Source organism: Paeniglutamicibacter sulfureus (genome assembly GCF_039535115.1).
In the GTDB taxonomy this organism is placed as follows: domain Bacteria; phylum Actinomycetota; class Actinomycetes; order Actinomycetales; family Micrococcaceae; genus Paeniglutamicibacter; species Paeniglutamicibacter sulfureus.
Map to the genome: position 1 here is coordinate 3349273 of NZ_BAAAWO010000001.1, position 16943 is coordinate 3366215.

General features: G+C 65.7%; 14 protein-coding genes and 1 pseudogene. 7 read left to right on the forward strand and 8 right to left on the reverse strand.

Annotated elements, in window-relative coordinates; translation table 11 throughout:
- Positions 1–2: 2 nt before the first annotated feature.
- Complete coding sequence (locus ABD687_RS15295) at positions 3–1748, reverse strand: lipase family protein (protein WP_310289898.1); 1746 nt, start codon at positions 1746–1748, stop codon at positions 3–5.
- 181 nt (positions 1749–1929) lie between these two features.
- On the opposite strand from ABD687_RS15295, the gene ABD687_RS15300 reads away from it, so the two are divergent.
- The 3 genes from ABD687_RS15300 (at position 1930) to ABD687_RS15310 (ending at position 5054) form a co-directional block, all read left to right on the forward strand.
- Positions 1930–2598: a DNA alkylation repair protein gene (locus ABD687_RS15300; protein ID WP_310289896.1), complete on the forward strand. Its 669-nt coding sequence runs from the start codon at positions 1930–1932 to the stop codon at positions 2596–2598.
- Positions 2599–2683: 85 nt separating this feature from the next.
- The gene (locus ABD687_RS15305) at positions 2684–3409 is read left to right on the forward strand and encodes a hypothetical protein (protein ID WP_310289893.1); all 726 of its coding nucleotides are present in this window, start codon (positions 2684–2686) and stop codon (positions 3407–3409) included.
- A 4-nt stretch (positions 3410–3413) separates the two neighbouring features.
- Positions 3414–5054: an HD domain-containing phosphohydrolase gene (locus ABD687_RS15310; RefSeq protein WP_302263167.1), complete on the forward strand. Its 1641-nt coding sequence runs from the start codon at positions 3414–3416 to the stop codon at positions 5052–5054.
- Between the two features lie 38 nt (positions 5055–5092).
- Here ABD687_RS15310 and ABD687_RS15315 read toward each other — a convergent pair whose 3' ends face one another.
- A complete protein-coding gene (locus ABD687_RS15315; protein ID WP_264269848.1) occupies positions 5093–5875 on the reverse strand; it encodes an SDR family oxidoreductase in 783 nt (260 codons plus the stop codon).
- Positions 5876–6218: 343 nt separating this feature from the next.
- On the reverse strand, positions 6219–8111 hold the full coding sequence (locus tag ABD687_RS15320) for an FAD-binding monooxygenase (RefSeq protein ID WP_302263165.1): 1893 nt from the start codon (positions 8109–8111) through the stop codon (positions 6219–6221).
- Between the two features lie 486 nt (positions 8112–8597).
- Here ABD687_RS15320 and ABD687_RS15325 point away from each other — a divergent pair, with 486 nt between their 5' ends.
- A complete protein-coding gene (locus ABD687_RS15325; protein WP_310289886.1) occupies positions 8598–9098 on the forward strand; it encodes a hypothetical protein in 501 nt (166 codons plus the stop codon).
- Here ABD687_RS15325 and ABD687_RS15330 read toward each other — a convergent pair.
- A complete protein-coding gene (locus tag ABD687_RS15330) occupies positions 9059–9808 on the reverse strand; it encodes an ATP-binding protein (protein WP_310287143.1) in 750 nt (249 codons plus the stop codon). The genes ABD687_RS15325 and ABD687_RS15330 overlap by 40 nt on opposite strands.
- On the reverse strand, positions 9805–11361 hold the full coding sequence (gene istA, locus ABD687_RS15335) for an IS21 family transposase (RefSeq protein WP_310287146.1): 1557 nt from the start codon (positions 11359–11361) through the stop codon (positions 9805–9807). The genes ABD687_RS15330 and istA overlap by 4 nt, the downstream gene beginning before the upstream one ends.
- 75 nt (positions 11362–11436) lie before the next feature.
- Here istA and ABD687_RS15340 point away from each other — a divergent pair, with 75 nt between their 5' ends.
- Positions 11437–12333, forward strand: a complete 897-nt coding sequence (locus ABD687_RS15340) for a Fic family protein (protein WP_310289884.1) — start codon at positions 11437–11439, stop codon at positions 12331–12333.
- A 183-nt stretch (positions 12334–12516) separates the two neighbouring features.
- Here the strand turns inward: ABD687_RS15340 and purL are convergent, their stop codons facing one another.
- The 3 genes from purL to purS are packed head-to-tail and all read right to left on the reverse strand — an operon-like array spanning position 12517 to position 15847.
- Positions 12517–14802, reverse strand: coding sequence for a phosphoribosylformylglycinamidine synthase subunit PurL (purL, locus tag ABD687_RS15345; RefSeq protein ID WP_302263368.1), 2286 nt, complete (start codon positions 14800–14802; stop codon positions 12517–12519).
- Between the two features lie 38 nt (positions 14803–14840).
- Positions 14841–15596, reverse strand: a complete 756-nt coding sequence (purQ, locus tag ABD687_RS15350; protein ID WP_264269851.1) for a phosphoribosylformylglycinamidine synthase subunit PurQ — start codon at positions 15594–15596, stop codon at positions 14841–14843.
- Positions 15596–15847 (reverse strand): phosphoribosylformylglycinamidine synthase subunit PurS, encoded by a 252-nt coding sequence (gene purS, locus ABD687_RS15355; protein WP_264269852.1) that lies wholly within the window; start codon positions 15845–15847, stop codon positions 15596–15598. Before purS ends, purQ begins: the two co-directional genes overlap by 1 nt.
- A gap of 201 nt (positions 15848–16048) precedes the next feature.
- On the opposite strand from purS, the pseudogene ABD687_RS15360 reads away from it, so the two are divergent.
- Together ABD687_RS15360 and ABD687_RS15365 are read left to right on the forward strand one after the other, a co-directional pair.
- Positions 16049–16111: pseudogene (locus ABD687_RS15360) on the forward strand (SEC-C metal-binding domain-containing protein); the annotation flags it as partial.
- A 51-nt stretch (positions 16112–16162) separates the two neighbouring features.
- Positions 16163–16450, forward strand: coding sequence for a YchJ family protein (locus ABD687_RS15365; protein WP_310293409.1), 288 nt, complete (start codon positions 16163–16165; stop codon positions 16448–16450).
- Positions 16451–16943 lie beyond the last annotated feature (493 nt).

Genomic DNA, 16943 nt, shown 5'->3' on the forward strand with positions numbered 1-16943 from the left:
CGCTACGGGCAGGTGTCCACCGGTTCCCGGCCCTGAAGCCTGTCATTGGCCCACGCGACCAGGTCACGGATCAACGGGGAGTCGTCCTGCACCAGCGGCATGTGGTCAAGTCCCTGATACTCGCGATACTCCATCTCCTGCCCCGCCGCGCAGCGCGCGGCAACCCAGTTGCGCTGCATCCCCGGTTTCACCAGCTGGTCGGCCAGCCCCTGGCCCACGAAGAGCGGGTAGCCGATGTCCATCGCCACCGAGTTTTCCCTCAGCTTCGCGCCCAGCGGTCCGTGCAGCGCCGAGGCGGGAAGCACCGCGTCGAAGAGCTGCGTGCCGCCAACGATTGCCGAGAGCGCGTCGCGGCCGCCAAAGCAGAGTTCGCCGATGCGTTCGACCGCTCCGGCGTAGCCGGGTGTCAGCAAGGAACCGACGCCGAGCGCGGGGAAAAGCTCCTCCCAGGAGGCAGCAATGTAGGAGGACACGACCTTGCCCGCCGCGTCGTCCTTCACCCCCAGCGCCAAATCCTCCAGGTTGCTGGCCGGGGCCAGTGCCGCGACACCCAGCACCCCGATCTCCGGGGCATAGTCCCGCGCGATGGCTGCGCTGAACAGGGCACCGTGCCCGCCCTGGGAATGTCCCCAGATCACGGCGTCCCCGCGCAGCGCGATCCCCTCGAGCCGGCGGGCGGCCCGGTGCGCATCGAGCACGTTGCGCCCCTCGGCCTCGCCCACCAGGTACGGGTGCGGGCCGGCGGTGCCCAGCCCCACGTAGTCGGTCATCACCCCGGCCCAGCCCTGGGACACCAGCTCGCGCAGTGCCGCGGCGGGACCGTCCTCGAATGGCTGCGGCGAGAGGGAAGGGGCGCAGCGCGGGACTATGCCCTTGGTCCCGTGCGCCATCGAAACCACCGGCAGCGGCGCCTCGCCGCGGTCCCGCGGCACCACCACCGAGCCGGAGGCGACGGCCGGCGACCCGTCCGGGTTCGTCGTCGTATACAGGATGCGCCACGCCTCGGCGTTGGCAGGGACCCCGGAACCCAGCACCTCGGCGCGCAGCAGCCTGCCGGGTTCGGAGGGGACGTCGGTGGGCGGGGTGTAGAACGCATCGGGCACCAGCCTCGGGTCCCCGGCATGGATGAACGCGGTCAGGGCCACCATCGCCACGGCCATCAGCAACGCCACCGCGGAACCCGCCACCCTGCCGAACTCCCGCCACCGGCCCCCGGCGCGACCCCCGGGTCCCCGCCGCCGGGCCAGGAATCCCACCAGCATGTGCAGGCCGGCGAAGACCAGCCAGCCGCCGAAGACCACGCCAAAGGCCCACAGCGTCAGCCGGGGCCAGAACATCACCAGCAGGCCAGCCAGCACCGCGGCCATGCCGCCGAGCAGCGCGGCGGCGCGGTGGACCGGGGTTTTGCGGAACAGCGCGGCGAGGGACGTGGCGCCGGTGACCAGCAGGAGCACGGCCACGCAGGCCGCGAGCACGGGCAGCGTGGTGCCGCGCCAAAGCAACGCAGCGATGCCCGCAACGACCAGGAGCGCACCGCTGCCCCCCTCGAGCCAGGGCCAGGTTCCCTCTCCGTCCCCGTCCCGGCCCAGGGCCCCGGCGATCCGGGCAACGCCCAGCGCCACCAGCCCGGCGGAGACCAGGACCACGAACACCTCGATGGATGCGGCCGAATGCAGCGCAAGGACAGACCCGAGAACCGCCAGGGCAGCGCCCAAGACGGGACGCACCCACCCCGGGGTCCTGTGCATGAAACCGGCCATGAAGTCCTCTCGACGACGGCAAACCCTGCGCCTGCCCGCCTAAACATTCTGCCGCATGGTTTTGGGCCACGGGTGATCGGCCCGCCGCAGTTGCCGCGTCGGCCCGGACCCGTCGGGGGAACAACTTTCGTAGACTGGAAGCCACACACACGAACAGCTGGAGGTTGGGATGTCGGAAACGACCGTGGACGGGCTGCTGGCAGAGCTGGCGGCGCTCGAGGACCCGAAAATGCGCGCCGTGAACGAGAAGCGCGGGGACGACCACGGGGTGAACCTCTCCAAGCTGCGGGCCGTGGCCAAGCGGCTGAAGACCCAGCAGGAGCTGGCAGTGGAACTCTGGGCAACCGGGCAGACCCCGGCGCGGCTGCTGGCGCTGCTCATCTGCCGGCCCAGGGCCTTCGGCCGCGACACGCTGGACACCATGCTGCGCGAGGCCGGCGCCCCGAAGGTCCACGACTGGCTCGTGAACTACGTGGTGAAGAAGAGCCCCCACGCCGAGGAGCTGCGCGCCGCCTGGATGGCCGACGCCGATCCCGTGGTGGCAAGCGCCGGGTGGGCGCTGACCAGCGAACGGATCGCGAAGAAGCCCGAGGGCCTTGACCTGCCGGGGCTGCTGGATGTCATCGAGGCGCAGATGAAGGACGCCCCGGAGCGTCTGCAGTGGGCCATGAACCAGGCCCTGGCCACGATCGGCATCGAACATCCAGCGCTTCGCGCCCGGGCGCTTCGGATCGGCGAACGCCTCGAGGTGCTCAAGGACTACCCGACGCCGCCGAACTGCACCTCGCCCTTCGCGCCGGCCTGGATCAACGAGATGGTTCGGCGCAAGGAAGGCTGAGCGCCCGCCCAAAACATGGGGCACCGGCCCCATGCGCCGCGGGCGCGGAGTTTCTAGGCTGTGAAAACAAGCCAAGGAGACCGCCGTGAAAGACAAGACACCGCAGCACTACGCGCACCGCGCCGAAACCACAGCAACGCTGCCGCCCGGGGACGCCGAACGCCTGGCAGGTTATGCGCTCATGGGCCTGCCTTTCAGCAGCGGCCACTACCTGGCCTACCGGCGTTTCCCGCGCAGTTCCTTCGGCCCCGGTTATCGGTCGGTGTGGCTGCGCCGGCCGGGCGGGACCTGGAGCATCTACGCCGACGCCCCGCCGGAGACCAGTTGCGCCCGCTTCTTCGGGGCGGCCGTGGACGAGGCGGTGCTCGCACCGGTATCCGCCCGCTGGACGGGGCCCGCACGCCTGGAGGTCTCGGTTCCCGGAGTGCTGGACTGGCAGCTGGACCTGGCCTCGACCCCGGCCACGAAGATGCTCGGTGCGGTGGCCGGTGCCATGCCCGACGCGCTGTGGCGCAGCGATGCCATGCTCGGCGCCATGGGCAGGGTCATGGGACCGGTGTTGCGCGCCGGGAGAATGGGGCTGGCCGGGCGCGTGCCCAACGGGCAGTCCTTCCGCGCTCGCCCGATGCGGGTGTGGATGGTTCGCGCCTCGGTCGCCACCGTCGACGGAGTAGACGCCGGGATCCCGCAGCCGCTCCCCGTCCAGGAGCATCTCGCCGACGCCTGGCTGCCGCAGCGCGGCGTGTTCGTGGCCGACACCAGTCTCGTCTTCCCCTCCACGGCCCCGAGGCGGGTTGCGGCCGTAGAATGAAGGCGTGGCGGATCAGGGCGCGCGCGGCTTCGACCGGATCCCCGCGGTCACGGGGTCCGCGGGTTCGGCCGCGCGGGCCGGGGCGGGCGCCCCGCGCCGCAGCGAACTGCTCGCCGCACTCTCACTGGCCATCGACCTGGGGCTCGGCCAGCCCATGGAACACATGATGCGCGCGACGCTGCTGGGCCTGCGGATCGCTGAACAGCTGGGCGTCGACAAGCCGGCGCGCGAGCGCATCTACCACGCGAACCTCTTGGCCTGGATCGGCTGCCACGCGGATTCCTTCGAACTTGCGGCGCTCTTCGACGACGACATCGCCTTCCGCTCCGACTACTACCTCATCGATGCACAGGGCTTGCCCATGCTCTCGCTGATGCTGCGCCACACCGGTTCGCAACATGCCGGCGGGCGGCGGGTCCTGGAACGAGCGCGGTTCGCTCTCGGGGCGAAGACAGCGGTCAGGGACCTCATTGCCTCGCATTGCACCTCGGCCGGCCAGCTGGCGGCGCGGGTGGGGCTGGACGGGGACCTGCCCTCGATCCTTGCCCACACCTTTGAGCGCTGGGACGGCCTGGGACTTCCCGCGGGGAAATCCGGGACACAGATCCCGCTGGAGATGCGCATCGCACAGCTCGCCGACGCGGCCGAGGTCTTCCTGCGCTCCGGCGGCATCGACGCGGCGGTGGCCATGGTCGCAGCACGCCGCGGCACCCAGTTCGACCCGGAGATCGCCGACCTTTTTTGCGCACGCGCCCCGGAATTGTCCCGGGGCCTGATGCTGGGCGATCCCTGGCCCGCGGTGCTGGCCTCCGCCCCGGCCGATGAACCGCTGGATGCCGCCGGGCTCGATTCCGTGCTGGAGGCCATGGGTGATTTTGCCGACCTGAAATCCCCGTGGACGACGGGACACTCGCGGGCGGTGGCCACGCTCGCCGCCGCGGCCGCAGGACGCCTTGGCCTGGACCCGGTCGAGACAGTAGTGCTGCGCCGATCGGGCTGGGTCCACGACCTGGGCCGGATGGGGGTGTCCAACGCGGTCTGGGACAAGCCGGGGCCGCTCTCGGCGGTGGAACTGGAGCACCTGGCCATGTACCCGTTCCTCACCGAACGGATCCTGGCGCGGGTGCCCGGCATGCGCCGGGTGGCCGAGGTGGCCGGCGCCCACCGGGAGCGGCTCGACGGCTCGGGCTATCCGCAGGGGAGGACCGGGTCCGAGCTGGATCCGACCCAGCGACTGCTCGCCGCTGCCGAGGCCCACCAGACCTACCTCGAGCCGCGGCCGCACCGGGAGGCGCTGGGCCCGCGGGCGGCCGGTGAGCGGCTTCGCTCCGAGGCCGCGGCAGGCAGGCTCGATGCGTCGGCCGTTGATGCCGTGCTCGCCGCGGCCGGCACGCCCTTGGCACACCGGCGGCGCTCCGCCGGTCCGGCGGGCCTGACCGGTCGGGAAATCGAGGTGTTGCGCCTGCTCTGCCGCGGCATGGACAACCGGCGGATTGCCGCGGCGCTGGTCATCGCCCCGAAGACCGCACGCAACCACGTGGAACATATCTACCTGAAAATCGGGGCATCAAATCGCGTCTCGGCCACGCTCTTCGCCCTTGAGCACGGGCTGTGGGACCGCGGGCACGGCACGGCCCCGCGGTGACATCACCGCGGGGCCTGCCGGGGATCCGGTCTTGGGACTCAGTACTTGTAGGACTGGCCGCCGTCGATCGGGATGACCGCCGCATTGATGAACCCGGCGTCGCCCGAAAGCAGGAAGGCGACCAGCTGGCCGACCTCTTCCGGCTTGCCGAAGCGCTTCATGGGGTTCGGCTCGACAAAGGCCTGGCCCACGGCTTCCCAGTTCTCCGGGTCGATCTGCTTGAGTGATCCCTCGACCATGGGGGTCATGATGGCGCCCGGGGCGATGGCGTTGATCTGCACGCCGTACTGGCCGTATTCGATGGCGGAGTTGCGGGTCAGGCCGACCACTCCGTGCTTGGCGGCAGCATAACCGGACTGGTTGCCCACGCCGCGGATGCCGCCGACCGACGCAGTGTTCACGACGGCGCCGGAACCTTGCTCCCTCATGACCTTCAGGACGTGCTTGAGCCCGTAGAAGACGCCGGCGAGGTTGATGGACAGGACCTTGCCGAATTCGTCCGAACCGAAGTCCTCGGTGGGGTTTTGCTTGCCTTCGATGCCGGCGTTGTTGAAGAAGCCGTCGATGGTCCCGAAGTTCTTGAGGGTTTCGGCGACGTAGTTCTGCACCTCGGACTCGTTGGCGACGTTTGCGGTCACCGAGATGATCTCTGCGTCCGGTGCGATGTCCCGGATCTCCCGCTCGGTTTCCTGCAGCCCGGCGGCGTTCAGGTCGACCAGCGCCAGCTTGCCCTTCTCCTTGGCAATCTGGATGGCCGCGGCACGTCCCAGGCCGGAGCCTGCGCCGGTGATGATGACTGACTTGCCTTCAAACCTCTGCATGGGTGCTTCCTTTCAGTGGGTCCAGCGGTTGTGTCCGCCAGTATTCATGCAAACACATGTAATTTGCGGATTATTCCTGCTCGTCCGGCGATGCGAGTCCAGGCCGGTTCGCGCTGCTTCCAACGTATCGCGGAACCATGCCGGGTCTGCGGCTTTCGGCAGATCGAATGAAGGGTTTTGGGGAAGGGACTGGTTGCCGGCTGACGTCGCCGCCAAAGCGGGCTGGCGCCGTCGACGATCAGACGTGCCCCCTGCAAAACAGGTAGTGCCCGCGGCCATCGGCCGCGGGCACTACCTCTGGTGATCCGCTGGCGCGAATCGGGTGGTTCGGTTCGGGTTGTGGCTAGACGCGCGCGCCCGAGTGGATCCGGGCGAAGAACTCGCCGAGCTCGTCGGTCGCGCCCAGCGGCAGCACATTGGCCACGTACTGGTCCGGGCGGACCACCACAATGACGCCGTCGCGGGAGAGTCCGCGTACATCAAAGATGTCGTTGCCGGGAACTGTGCCGTAGACCTTTTCGTACTCGGTGAGCTTGAACGGGCCGACCTCCGGCTTGAAAACAGCGGGGACGGCGTTGATGTCGATGTCCTCGTGCTTCTGCTGGTAGATGACCTTCACGTCGAACCAAGCGTCGATGTCCAGGCCCGCCGGGGTGGCCGCCAGCGGCGACTCGGGCGCGGTGGATAGCCACTGCGCCAGCTCGCCCACCGGGGAATCGGCCCCGGGGGCCGAGGGATCGGCGAAGACGTAGATGCGCCAGCGGCCATCGGCGGTGGCGTGGTGGCCCAGCTGCATCGGGTTGGTGTCGCAGACGCGCGATGCCATGGCCGACTTGAAGCGCTTGCCCACCGGGAACCCGGTGGCCAGCTCCTGGTGCACGGCCTCGCCGGTGAGCATGGAGGGCGCGTACTCGGTCATGAAGCCCGCGGGAAATTCGGCGGTGCGCACGTAGAAGTCCTCGAGGTCCGAGGGATTCTCGAATTCCTCGGGCTTCTTGGCCATCAGTGTCGACCATTCCTTGTCGAAGTCGATGAGGTTCTTCGCCACCACCTGGCGCTCGGCCGAGTAGGTGGCCAGCAGCGACTCGGGGCTGCGGCCCTCAAGCACATGGGCCAGCTTCCAGCCGATGTTGAAGCCGTCCTGCATGGAGACGTTCATGCCCTGTCCGGCCTTGGCGCTGTGCGTGTGGCAGGCGTCCCCGGTGATGAATACGCGCGGGTTGCGGGTGCCGCGGTCCTCCGGCAATACGTCGTCGAAGCGATCGGTGAGGCGATGGCCGACCTCGTAGACGCTGCTCCAGGCGACGTTGCGAACCTCGAGCGTGTAGGGGTGGATGATCGCGTTGGCCTGCTCGATGATGTGCTCGATGCTGGTCTTGCGTACCGCGCCGTTGTCGCCCTCGGGCACCACGCCCAGGTCGACGTACATGCGGAAGAGGTGCCCGCCTTCGCGCGGGATCAGCAGGATGGAGCCGCCGTCGTGGGACTGGATGGCGCACTTGAGGCGGATATCCGGGAAGTCGGTGGATGCCAGCACGTCCATGACGCCCCAGGCGTGGTTGGCCTGGTCCCCGGCCATGGTGCAGCCGATGGAGGCTCGGACCTTGGAGCGTGCGCCGTCGGCGCCAACGACGTACTTGGCGTTCACGATGCGCGTGGTGCCCTCATCCTTGCCCGCGCTGCGCACCAGGGTGACCTTGACGGGGTAATCGCCGCTTTCCGCCACCTCGAGACCCTGGAAGTCCCAGCCGAAGTCGGGGACCAGGCGGGTGGGGGAGTTCTTGGCGACCTCGGCGAAGTAGTCGAGCACTCGTGCCTGGTTCACGATCAGGTGGGGGAACTCGCTGATGCCCACGGTGTCGTCCAGGGCGCGGCCGCCGCGGATGATGTTCTTGGGGTTCTCGGTGTCCGGGCGCCAGAACGCCATCTCGGTGATCCGGTAGGCCTCGGCTGTGATGGCTTCGGCGAAGCCGAAGGCCTGGAAGGTCTCGACGCTGCGGGCCTGGATGCCGTCGGCCTGGCCGATTTCCAGGCGGCCGCCGCGTCGTTCCACGATGCGGGTGGTGATGTCGGGGAACTGGGAGAGCTGGGCGGCGGTGAGCATGCCGGCGGGGCCGGAGCCCACGATGAGCACGTCGATGTTCTCGGGCAGCTCCTCCGGACGGTTGATGCCGACGCCGGCTGCTGGCTTGATACGCGGGTCACCGGATACGTAACCGTGGTGGTGGAACTGCACGGGCTTTCCTCACTTCGTCGAGTTCTGTCTGCGGCCGCCGCATGGTGTTCTATAGTCGAACACTGGATTCTATAGTCGAACTTTGGCCTGTGATGTAGAACTCTACGGCAAGGCGTTGTGGGTCACAAGTGCGGGTGGCGGAGGCGCGGGAAATGCGCGTGCCGTCTGACGCTTGGGTGTGCGATCGGTTGCGTACGGACGCTCCGGCGATTGGCCGGAAATGAGCGTGAGGCCTATCGCTTTGTGGATTCCTCGAGATGCGTGGCGACTGAAGTATGGATGTAAATCGGGAGTTGATGGTTTCCTCGCGCGGAGCCATCCACTTCAACCAGTTTCGCCCGTCGAGCATTCGTGCTGGCGCGGAGAGAACTTCAAGCTATCTTCAAGTTCAAATTTGGATTTGAAGATAGCTTGAAGTTCGCTCGACTGCATCTAACTTCAAATTTTGATGCCCATTTGAAGTAGATCTGAATGAAGCGAGGTCCAATGAAGCTGCCAATGTCCGCGCCCAACATCGAAGCAGCGATGCAAAAGATCTATTCCGTTCAACCTAATCGCCTGTTTGAACTCATGAGTGCTCACCCTGACGATTCACGGTATATGCATTGGGACGAGCTTCGTTATAAGACGCCGCCTGAGGCGATGACTCTTGAGGAATGGTGGTTGTCGCTTAAGTTTGCTCGCCGCAGCCAGTATCGTGCCGTTGATTTGTCCGACAAGAACGGTCAGGCCTTTCAATTCACTATGACTGATCGCCTGCTCAAGCAGAGTGAGCAAATTACGCGTCGCGCAAGTGGTCAGATTCGAACGCCGGACGACGTTTTTGGGACAACTGTGAGTATTCGACGGTTTGGGGACCACCCATTATTGCCGTTGGGGGCCAGTGATATTGCCGTTGGGGGCCAGTACCTCCCTGGGCGGGAGCCACCGGTCCCCAACGGGCCTGGCTATGCCTGGACGGCGCCGGTCTTCTCTCTCATGTTGTAGCTACCGGTCTCGATCCAAATGGTGTTGTGGATGATCCGGTCCATGATCGCGTCGGCGTGGACGCCGGAGCCGAGGCGCTGGTGCCAGTCCTTCTGCTGGTACTGGGTGCAGAACACCGTCGACGTCGACCCGTAGCGCCGTTCCATGAGTTCCAGGAGCATGCGGAGGAAGTCGCCGCTGGGGCGGTCCAACAACCACTCGTCTACGACCAGCAGCGTGAAGGCCCCGTACTTTTTCAGGAACTTCGCGGCGCCCAGCGGCTTGTCCTGGGCCTGGACCCATTCCTCCTCGAGGTCCGGCATGCGCACGTAGTGGGTGCGGATCCGGTTGCGGCAGGCCTGCTTGGCCAGGGCGCAGCCCAGGTACGACTTTCCGGAACCGGTGAATCCCTGGAAGACCACGTTCTGGTTCTGCTCGATGAAGGCGCAACTGCCCAAGGCGGTGAGCATACTGCGGTTCAGCCCGCGTTCCTCGACCAGGTCCACCTGCCGCAAATCGGCGTTGGGGTAGCGCAGCTTGGCGCGGCTGATCAGGCCGCCGACCTTGGAAGTGGTGAACGTCGAATGCGCCTCGTCGACGATGAGCCGCACCCGCTCATCGAAGCTCAACGCCATGCTCAGGATTTCGTCCTGTGCCTCGAAGGCCTGGAGCATCTCGATGGCGTTCATCTCGCGCAGCTTCCGCTTGGTCTCGATATCCAGTGAGCTCATCGGGTGCCTCCCGCGTAGTAGTCGCCGCCGCGGACATAGCCGCCGTCGTTGTGGAAGAGCTCGGGCTGTGTGGCCAGGTTCTGGTCCTGGCCTGTTTCCAGCAGCGGGCGCAGGTGGGCGTAGCGTGGGGAGCGGACCTGACTCTGCAGCGCGATCCGGCAGACCGCCTCCAGCCGTGCCGGGCCATAGCGCCGGCTCAGGCGCAGCACCGCCAGCGCGGCGTTGAGGCCCTGCTCTTGGACCTGTACGGCTTCAAAGATCCGTTCCACCACGTTCAGCGTGCACGGCCCGGTGCGCGAGGCCCACTCCTTGACCCGGGCGGTGTCCCAGTGCTGCCACTGGCGCTCGGGCGGGATGTCGGCGTCGTTGGTGCGGTACTGGTTCAGGGCCTCGGCCGGCAGCAGCCGGTGGCTGGTGAGCCGCTCGTGGTTCCGATAGACCTCCAGTACGGACTCGGTCAGCCGCAGGTCCACGGTGGCGCCGATGCTGGACATCGGCACCGAGTAGAAGTTCTTCCGCCACGAGACGTAGCTGTTCCGGGCGACCTTCCGCCCGTAGACCCAGGTGCTGATCTCGTAGGCGGCCGCCGGCAACGGGTTCATCAGGGGCTGCTCCTCGGCCAGGAACACCGATTTGCGGGACCCTGCACGTTTCTGGAAGGGCTCCTGGTTGTAGGCCTCGACGCGCTCACGGATGGCGGCCCGCAACTGCCCCAGCGACCCGAACGTGGTCTTCCGCAGCCCGGCGATCACCCACGTGGCCACGTGGCTCACGGTGTTTTCCACGCTGGCCTTGTCCTTCGGGGCCCGGACACGGCCCGGCAGCACCGCCGCCCCGTAGTGGGCGGCCAGGTGGCGGTAGGAATCGTTGAGCACGATCTCGCCCTCGGCGGGGTGCTTGATCACCCCGGTCTTCAGGTTGTCCGGCACAATGCGTGGCACAGAACCGCCGAAGGCCTCGAACATCGCCACGTGCGCACGCAGCCAGCTGTCCTGCTTCATGTCCAAGGTCGCCTCCACGAAGGCGTACCGGCTGAACGGCAGGCACGCGACGAACAGGTAGACCCTGCTCCGCGTCCCGGTGACCGGATCGACCAATTCCATGGTGGGGCCCGACCAGTCCACCTCGATGCTCATCCCGGCCTTGTGCTGCACCCGGGATGTTGCGTGGGACTCCAGGACGAACCGCTGATATGTCTTGCAAAAGCGGTCGTAGCCCATGACCGCCTGCCCGGAGCCGGCCTGGGAATCGAGGTATTCGCCATGCAGGAGCTTCAGCGTCACCCCGACCTTGGCCAGTTCACGGTGGATGGCGCCCCAGTCCGGCTGGGCGAACACGCTCTGGTGGTCGCCGCGGCCCGGGAACAGCAGGGCGTACACCTCGCCCTCGGACTTTTCCCGCACCTCGTCCCAGCCGACGCATTGTTGCTCGGCCGCCTCGAGAACGGTCGTGATGCTTTTCCTCGAGGCCCCGACCGAGGTCGAGATCGCCCGGCCCGAAAGCCCGTCTGCGCGGAGCTTGAGAATAAGCTTCGCCTTGATCCTACGTACCATTGAAACTGTTCCTTCCACCATGTGGCCGTCACATGGTGGAAGGAGCCTATTTGGTGGCTCCCAAGAACACTACGGGTGGCCCCCAAGGACAATAATCCCGTTTTCCCGCGGTGGCCCCCAAGCGCAATATTGCTGGCCCCCAAAGAGTCAAATATTCAGTTGACAACAGAATTCGTCCTTGAACTACATCGCATCCTGACCGATGGGACATTGGAAGACCCTAGCGACGCAGGTCGTTTGGAAACTCTCGATCATCAACGAGTTGCCGTATGGGATAACGAAATTTGTGTTCACGAGCCACCGAGTGCAGACCAACTTCCCCAGCGACTGCAGGCGTTATGCGATTTTGCCAACGGTGATACCCCGGAAGGGGCGTACATTCCACCAGTAGTGCGGGCGGTAATTGTCGATTTTATGGTTGGCTACGACCATTATTTTGCTGACGGTAACGGGCGAACCGCTCGAGCTCTCTTCTATTGGTGCATGCTCAAGCAAGAATACTGGCTCAGTGAGTATGTCGCGATCTCCAAGATTTTCAAGAAAGCACCGTCGCGATACTCAACTGCCTATTTGCTAACTGAGGACGACGAACGCGACCTCACCTACTTCATCCACTACCAGCTGGACGTTTTTATCCGAGCGCTTGACGAGCTAGATGACCACTTGCAGGCGAAGGTCCAGGAGGCCGCCGATATACGCTCTGCCCTCGCGAGCAAAACTGTTGAGTTTAATTTCCGGCAAGCGGAAATTTTGGAGAAGTTGGCTCGTGATGAGAATGAGCGGGTTTCGGTGAGGCAGTATCGGGATCGCTTCAGGGTGTCACACGAAACTGCGCGCGCTGATCTTAACGATCTCACCAAACATGGCTACCTGACAAAACAAAAGGTAGGTAGGTCGTATCTTTGGCGTCCAACGCCGCAACTGATCAATAAGCTTTCGGGCAAAATAGGTCGAGCTCGAACTTCAAGCTAGTTTCAAGTTCAAATTTGACCTTGAAACTAGCTTGAAGTTCGCTTTGCTCGATTATGAGATGCTCGCAAGCAGATCTCTCGCACGGTGAACTCAATCTGACTTGGCCGAAAAGGTGAAGATGAAGTTAAACATCGGCGGGGCGCCGGGGAAAAATCCCCGACGCCCCGCAGTGGCCAGACGTGCCTAGCCGAAGTACTTCGGCAGCGTCGCCTCGTGGGCCTCGCGCAGCTCGGCCAGGTCCAGGTCGAACTGGCCCTGGACCTCCAGCGAGGTGCTCGCGGCGTCAACCACGCCGAGGCGAACCACCGGGAACCGGCGCGCGGTGGCCATGTCGTTGAAGCGGACCTCCTCGGAACGCGGAACAGCGACGATCGCGCGGGCCTGCGACTCGGAGAAGAGCGCGGTGAACGCATCCACCCCGTCGCGCTCGCACAGGTCATCCAGTGCCACGCGGGCACCGACGCCGTAGCGCAGGGCCATCTCGCCCAAGGCTGCGCCGAGGCCGCCCTCGGAGAGGTCGTGGGCCGAGTCGATCATGCCGTCGCGCGAGGCGTTGATCAGGATCGCGCCCAGGGTTTTCTCCGCTGCCAGGTCGACCTTCGGCGGCAGGCCGCCGAGGTGTCCGCGGATGTTCGCGAACTCCGAGCCGTCCAGCTCGTCGAAGGTGGTGCCCAGCAGGTAGATGGCCTGGCCGTCGGCATCCGCTCGCCAACCCGAGGGGGTGCGGCGCTCGACATCGTCGAACTTGCCCAGCATCGCCACGACCGGGGTCGGGTGGATCGGGGTGGATCCGGTCTGGTTGTACAGCGAGACGTTGCCGCCGGTGACCGGGACGCCGAGCTCGAGGCAGGCATCCGAGAGGCCGCGAATGGCCTCGGCCAGTTGCCACATGACATCCGGGTCCTCGGGGGAGCCGAAGTTCAGGCAGTCGGAGACGGCCATCGGCACGGCGCCGGAGGTCGCGACGTTGCGGTAGGACTCGGCCAGGGCCAGCTGCGCGCCGTGGTACGGGTCCAGGAAGGTGTAGCGGCCGTTGGCGTCGGTGGCCAGGGCAACGCCCAGGCCGGTTTCCTCGTCGACGCGGATCACGCCGGCGTCGTCCGGGGAGGCCAGCGCGGTGTTGCCGCCGACGTAGCGGTCGTACTGGTTGGTGATCCAGGACTTGTCGCACATGTTCGGCGAAGCCATCAGCTCAACCAGTGCGGCCTTCAGCTCATCCCCGGTGGCCGGCAGGTTGGCGCCGGCCTCCGAGGACTTGAAGGTGTCGGCCTGCAGCGCATCCTGCCACTCGGGGCGGGCGTACGGGCGGTCGTAGAGCGGGCCGTCGTGGGCGACGGTGCGCGGGTCGACGTCGACGATGACTTCGCCGTCCCACTTGATGATCAACCGGCCGGTGTCGGTGACCTCGCCAAGCCAGGAGTACTCCACGGCCCACTTGTCCATGGTCGCTTCGAAGGCTTCGATGTTCTCCGGGGAGACCACCGCCATCATGCGTTCCTGGGATTCGGACATCAGGATCTCGCCCGGGGTCAGGGACGGGTCGCGCAGCAGGACGGAGGTCAGTTCGACCTCCATGCCGCCGTCGCCGTTGGAGGCCAGTTCCGAGGTGGCGCAGGAGATGCCCGCGGCGCCGAGGTCCTGGATGCCTTCAACGAGGGAACCCTTGAACAGTTCCAGGCAGCACTCGATGAGCACCTTTTCGGCGAACGGGTCACCCACCTGGACGGCGGGGCGCTTGGAGGGCTTGGTGTCGTCGAAGGACTCCGAGGAAAGGATCGAGGCGCCGCCGATGCCGTCGCCGCCGGTGCGTGCACCGAAGAGCACGACCTTGTTGCCCTTGCCCGACGCGTTGGCCAGGCGGATGTCCTCGTGGCGCATCACGCCCACTGCCAGCGCGTTGACCAGCGGGTTGCCCTGGTAGACAGAGTCGAAGACCATTTCACCGCCGATGTTCGGCAGGCCCAGGGAGTTGCCGTAGCCGCCGATGCCGGCGACCGCGCCGTGGATCACGCGTGCGGTGTCCGGGTGGTCGATCGCACCGAAGCGCAACGGGTCCATCACGGCGACCGGGCGGGCGCCCATGGAGATGATGTCGCGCACGATGCCGCCGATGCCGGTGGCAGCACCTTGGTACGGCTCGATCATCGTGGGGGAGTTGTGCGACTCGATCTTGAAGGTCACGGCCCAGCCGTCGCCCAGGTTGGTCACGCCGGCGTTTTCGCCGATGCCAACGAGCATGTCCTTCTTCATTTCCTCGCTGACCTTGTCGCCGAACTGGCGCAGGTGGTTCTTGGAGGACTTGTAGGAGCAGTGCTCGGACCACATGACCGAGTACATGGCCAGTTCCGCGGCGGTGGGGCGGCGGCCCAGGACCTTGACGACCTCGTCGAACTCGTTCTGCTTCAGGCCGAGCTCGGCCCAGGGCAGTTCGGTCTCCGGGGTGGCCGCGGCGTTGGCCACGGTGTCCATGTTGAACTTCTTCTGCTCGGTGGTCTGCTCTGCGGCGCTCACTTCTGGCCTCCAACAAGGTGGGTCAGGACGGAGGTGAAGAAACCCAGCCCGTCGGTTCCGGTGTGGTCGGGGCCGAATCCGGCCTCTACTGCGTGCTCCGGGTGGGGCATGAGGCCCACGACGTTGCCCGCGGCATTGGTGATGCCCGCGATGTTGCGGCGCGAACCGTTGGGGTTCCAGCCGACGTAGCTGAAGGCCACGCGGCCCTCGGCCTCAAGGGCGTCGAGGGTCTTTTCGTCGGCCACGTACTGGCCGTCCTGGTTCTTGAGCACGATGGTGATTTCCTCACCTTGCGCGTACTGGTTGGACCAGGCGGTGTTGTTGTTTTCCACGCGCAGGACCTGGTCGCGGCACAGGAACTTCAAATGATCGTTCTTGATCATGGAGCCCGGCAACAGGTGCGATTCGGTCAGGATCTGGAAGCCGTTGCAAATGCCCAGGACCGGCAGCTTGGCATCCGAGTTCGCGGCGTCGATGATCTTGCCCATCATCGGTGCGAAGCGGGAGATCGCGCCGGCGCGCAGGTAGTCGCCGTAGGAGAATCCGCCGGGAATGACCACGGCGTCGACGTCCTGAAGCTCGGCATCGGCGTGCCACAGGGACACTGCCTCGGCGCCGGCCAGTCGCACTGCGCGGGCAGCATCGCGGTCATCGAGGGTGCCCGGGAAGGTAACGACGCCGATGCGGGCGCCGGACAGCGCTGCGACGGGCGTCGAATAGTCGCCGATCAGGGGAAGTTCGGTTGCGCTCATTAGTCTGCGACTACCTCGACGTTGACAACGTCTTCGATGACCGGGTTCGAGAGCAGCTTCTCGGCGGCGTTGCGGGCCTGCTCGAGGATTTCCTCGGTGACCTCGCCGTCCACGGTCAGTTCGAAGCGCTTGCCCTGACGAACCTGGCTGAAAGCGGTAAAGCCAAGGCGGGGAAGTGCGCCGACGATGGCCTTGCCCTGCGGGTCAAGGATTTCGGGCTTGGGCATAACATCAACAACGATCCGGGGCATCCGGGTTCTCCTGTGCGCGAGGGGTGGTTAATCGCCCGCGGACGTGCCGTCTCACGCCAAGGGTGGGGGCGCTCCGCGAGCTTGCCTGCCCAGTCTACCGGCACGGGGTCGTTCCTCTGGTTTTGTGTCGGGTTGCAGGGGTCCCGGAGCGCAGGCTGGCCGCCGTTATTCCGTCGATCCGACTGCCCTTAAGCTGGTTCAATGGAAAAAGATGCGCGTTGCCCCTGCAATTCCGGGGAAACCTACGAATCCTGCTGTGGCCGATATCACCGGGGATACGAAGATTCGAATGCCCCCGCTTGGCCCGGAACCGCGGTGGCGCTGATGCGGTCGCGCTTCAGCGCCTTCGCCCTGGGAATTCCGGAATTCCTGCTGGCAACCTGGCACCCGGACACGCGCCCTGCGGAGCTGGTGCTGGACGAAGCGATCGTCTGGGGCGACCTGGACATCATCCGCACCGAAGCAGGAGGGCCGTTCGACACCCGCGGCATCGTCGAGTTCGAGGCGCACTACCGCCTGCTGAACCAGCCGGGTTCCCAGCGAGAAGTCAGCAATTTCATGCGCGAGGGCGGACGCTGGTACTACCTCGACGGCGAGGAATAACCGCCGGCAACGGCGGCTGGGCCCCATGCCGTTCGGTTGAGATTCTGAGCATGACGTCAAGTCGGTTCGTCGCCAGGGCAGAAAGGAGTGGCTCCTGTTGAGTGGTTCGGTCCTCCAAGACTGATCCACCCATACGGAAGCGACCACGTTCGATTCCGCCATTCACCACCGCCCGGTCGCGTTCGCACCGGACCACCTCGCGGAATTAACCCCGCAGCGTTTGGCCTGTCCATGCTGGTGGGCTCGTTCTGCAATATTGACTCCCGCCAGCACAAAGTTGTTTATGCTCACGGGTTTCGCGGTTGGCTCGCCTGGTTCTGATGTTTTCCAAAAGCGTAGGGCCGGGTATTCCGCGGCCTGACATTTATTCAATTTTCGTTAGAATTGGCTGGTTCACGCCCGCATACGCCTGATTGAGTCCATGATCCGCAAAGCCACACCGCCCGCCCGTTCCGGCAACAAACCGAATTTCGGCCTCCCCTGGATATCCATC

Excerpts from the sequence above, each read along its gene's own strand:
- istA (WP_310287146.1), bottom strand. The coding sequence starts at position 11,361 with ATGGTACGTAGGATCAAGGCGAAGCTTATTCTCAAGCTCCGCGCAGAC.
- ABD687_RS15300 (WP_310289896.1), top strand. The coding sequence starts at position 1,930 with ATGTCGGAAACGACCGTGGACGGGCTGCTGGCAGAGCTGGCGGCGCTC.
- purQ (WP_264269851.1), bottom strand. The coding sequence starts at position 15,596 with ATGAGCGCAACCGAACTTCCCCTGATCGGCGACTATTCGACGCCCGTC.
- ABD687_RS15330 (WP_310287143.1), bottom strand. The coding sequence starts at position 9,808 with ATGAGCTCACTGGATATCGAGACCAAGCGGAAGCTGCGCGAGATGAAC.
- ABD687_RS15325 (WP_310289886.1), top strand. The coding sequence starts at position 8,598 with ATGAAGCTGCCAATGTCCGCGCCCAACATCGAAGCAGCGATGCAAAAG.
- ABD687_RS15295 (WP_310289898.1), bottom strand. The coding sequence starts at position 1,748 with ATGCACAGGACCCCGGGGTGGGTGCGTCCCGTCTTGGGCGCTGCCCTG.
- purS (WP_264269852.1), bottom strand. The coding sequence starts at position 15,847 with ATGCCCCGGATCGTTGTTGATGTTATGCCCAAGCCCGAAATCCTTGAC.
- ABD687_RS15315 (WP_264269848.1), bottom strand. The coding sequence starts at position 5,875 with ATGCAGAGGTTTGAAGGCAAGTCAGTCATCATCACCGGCGCAGGCTCC.
- purL (WP_302263368.1), bottom strand. The coding sequence starts at position 14,802 with ATGGACACCGTGGCCAACGCCGCGGCCACCCCGGAGACCGAACTGCCC.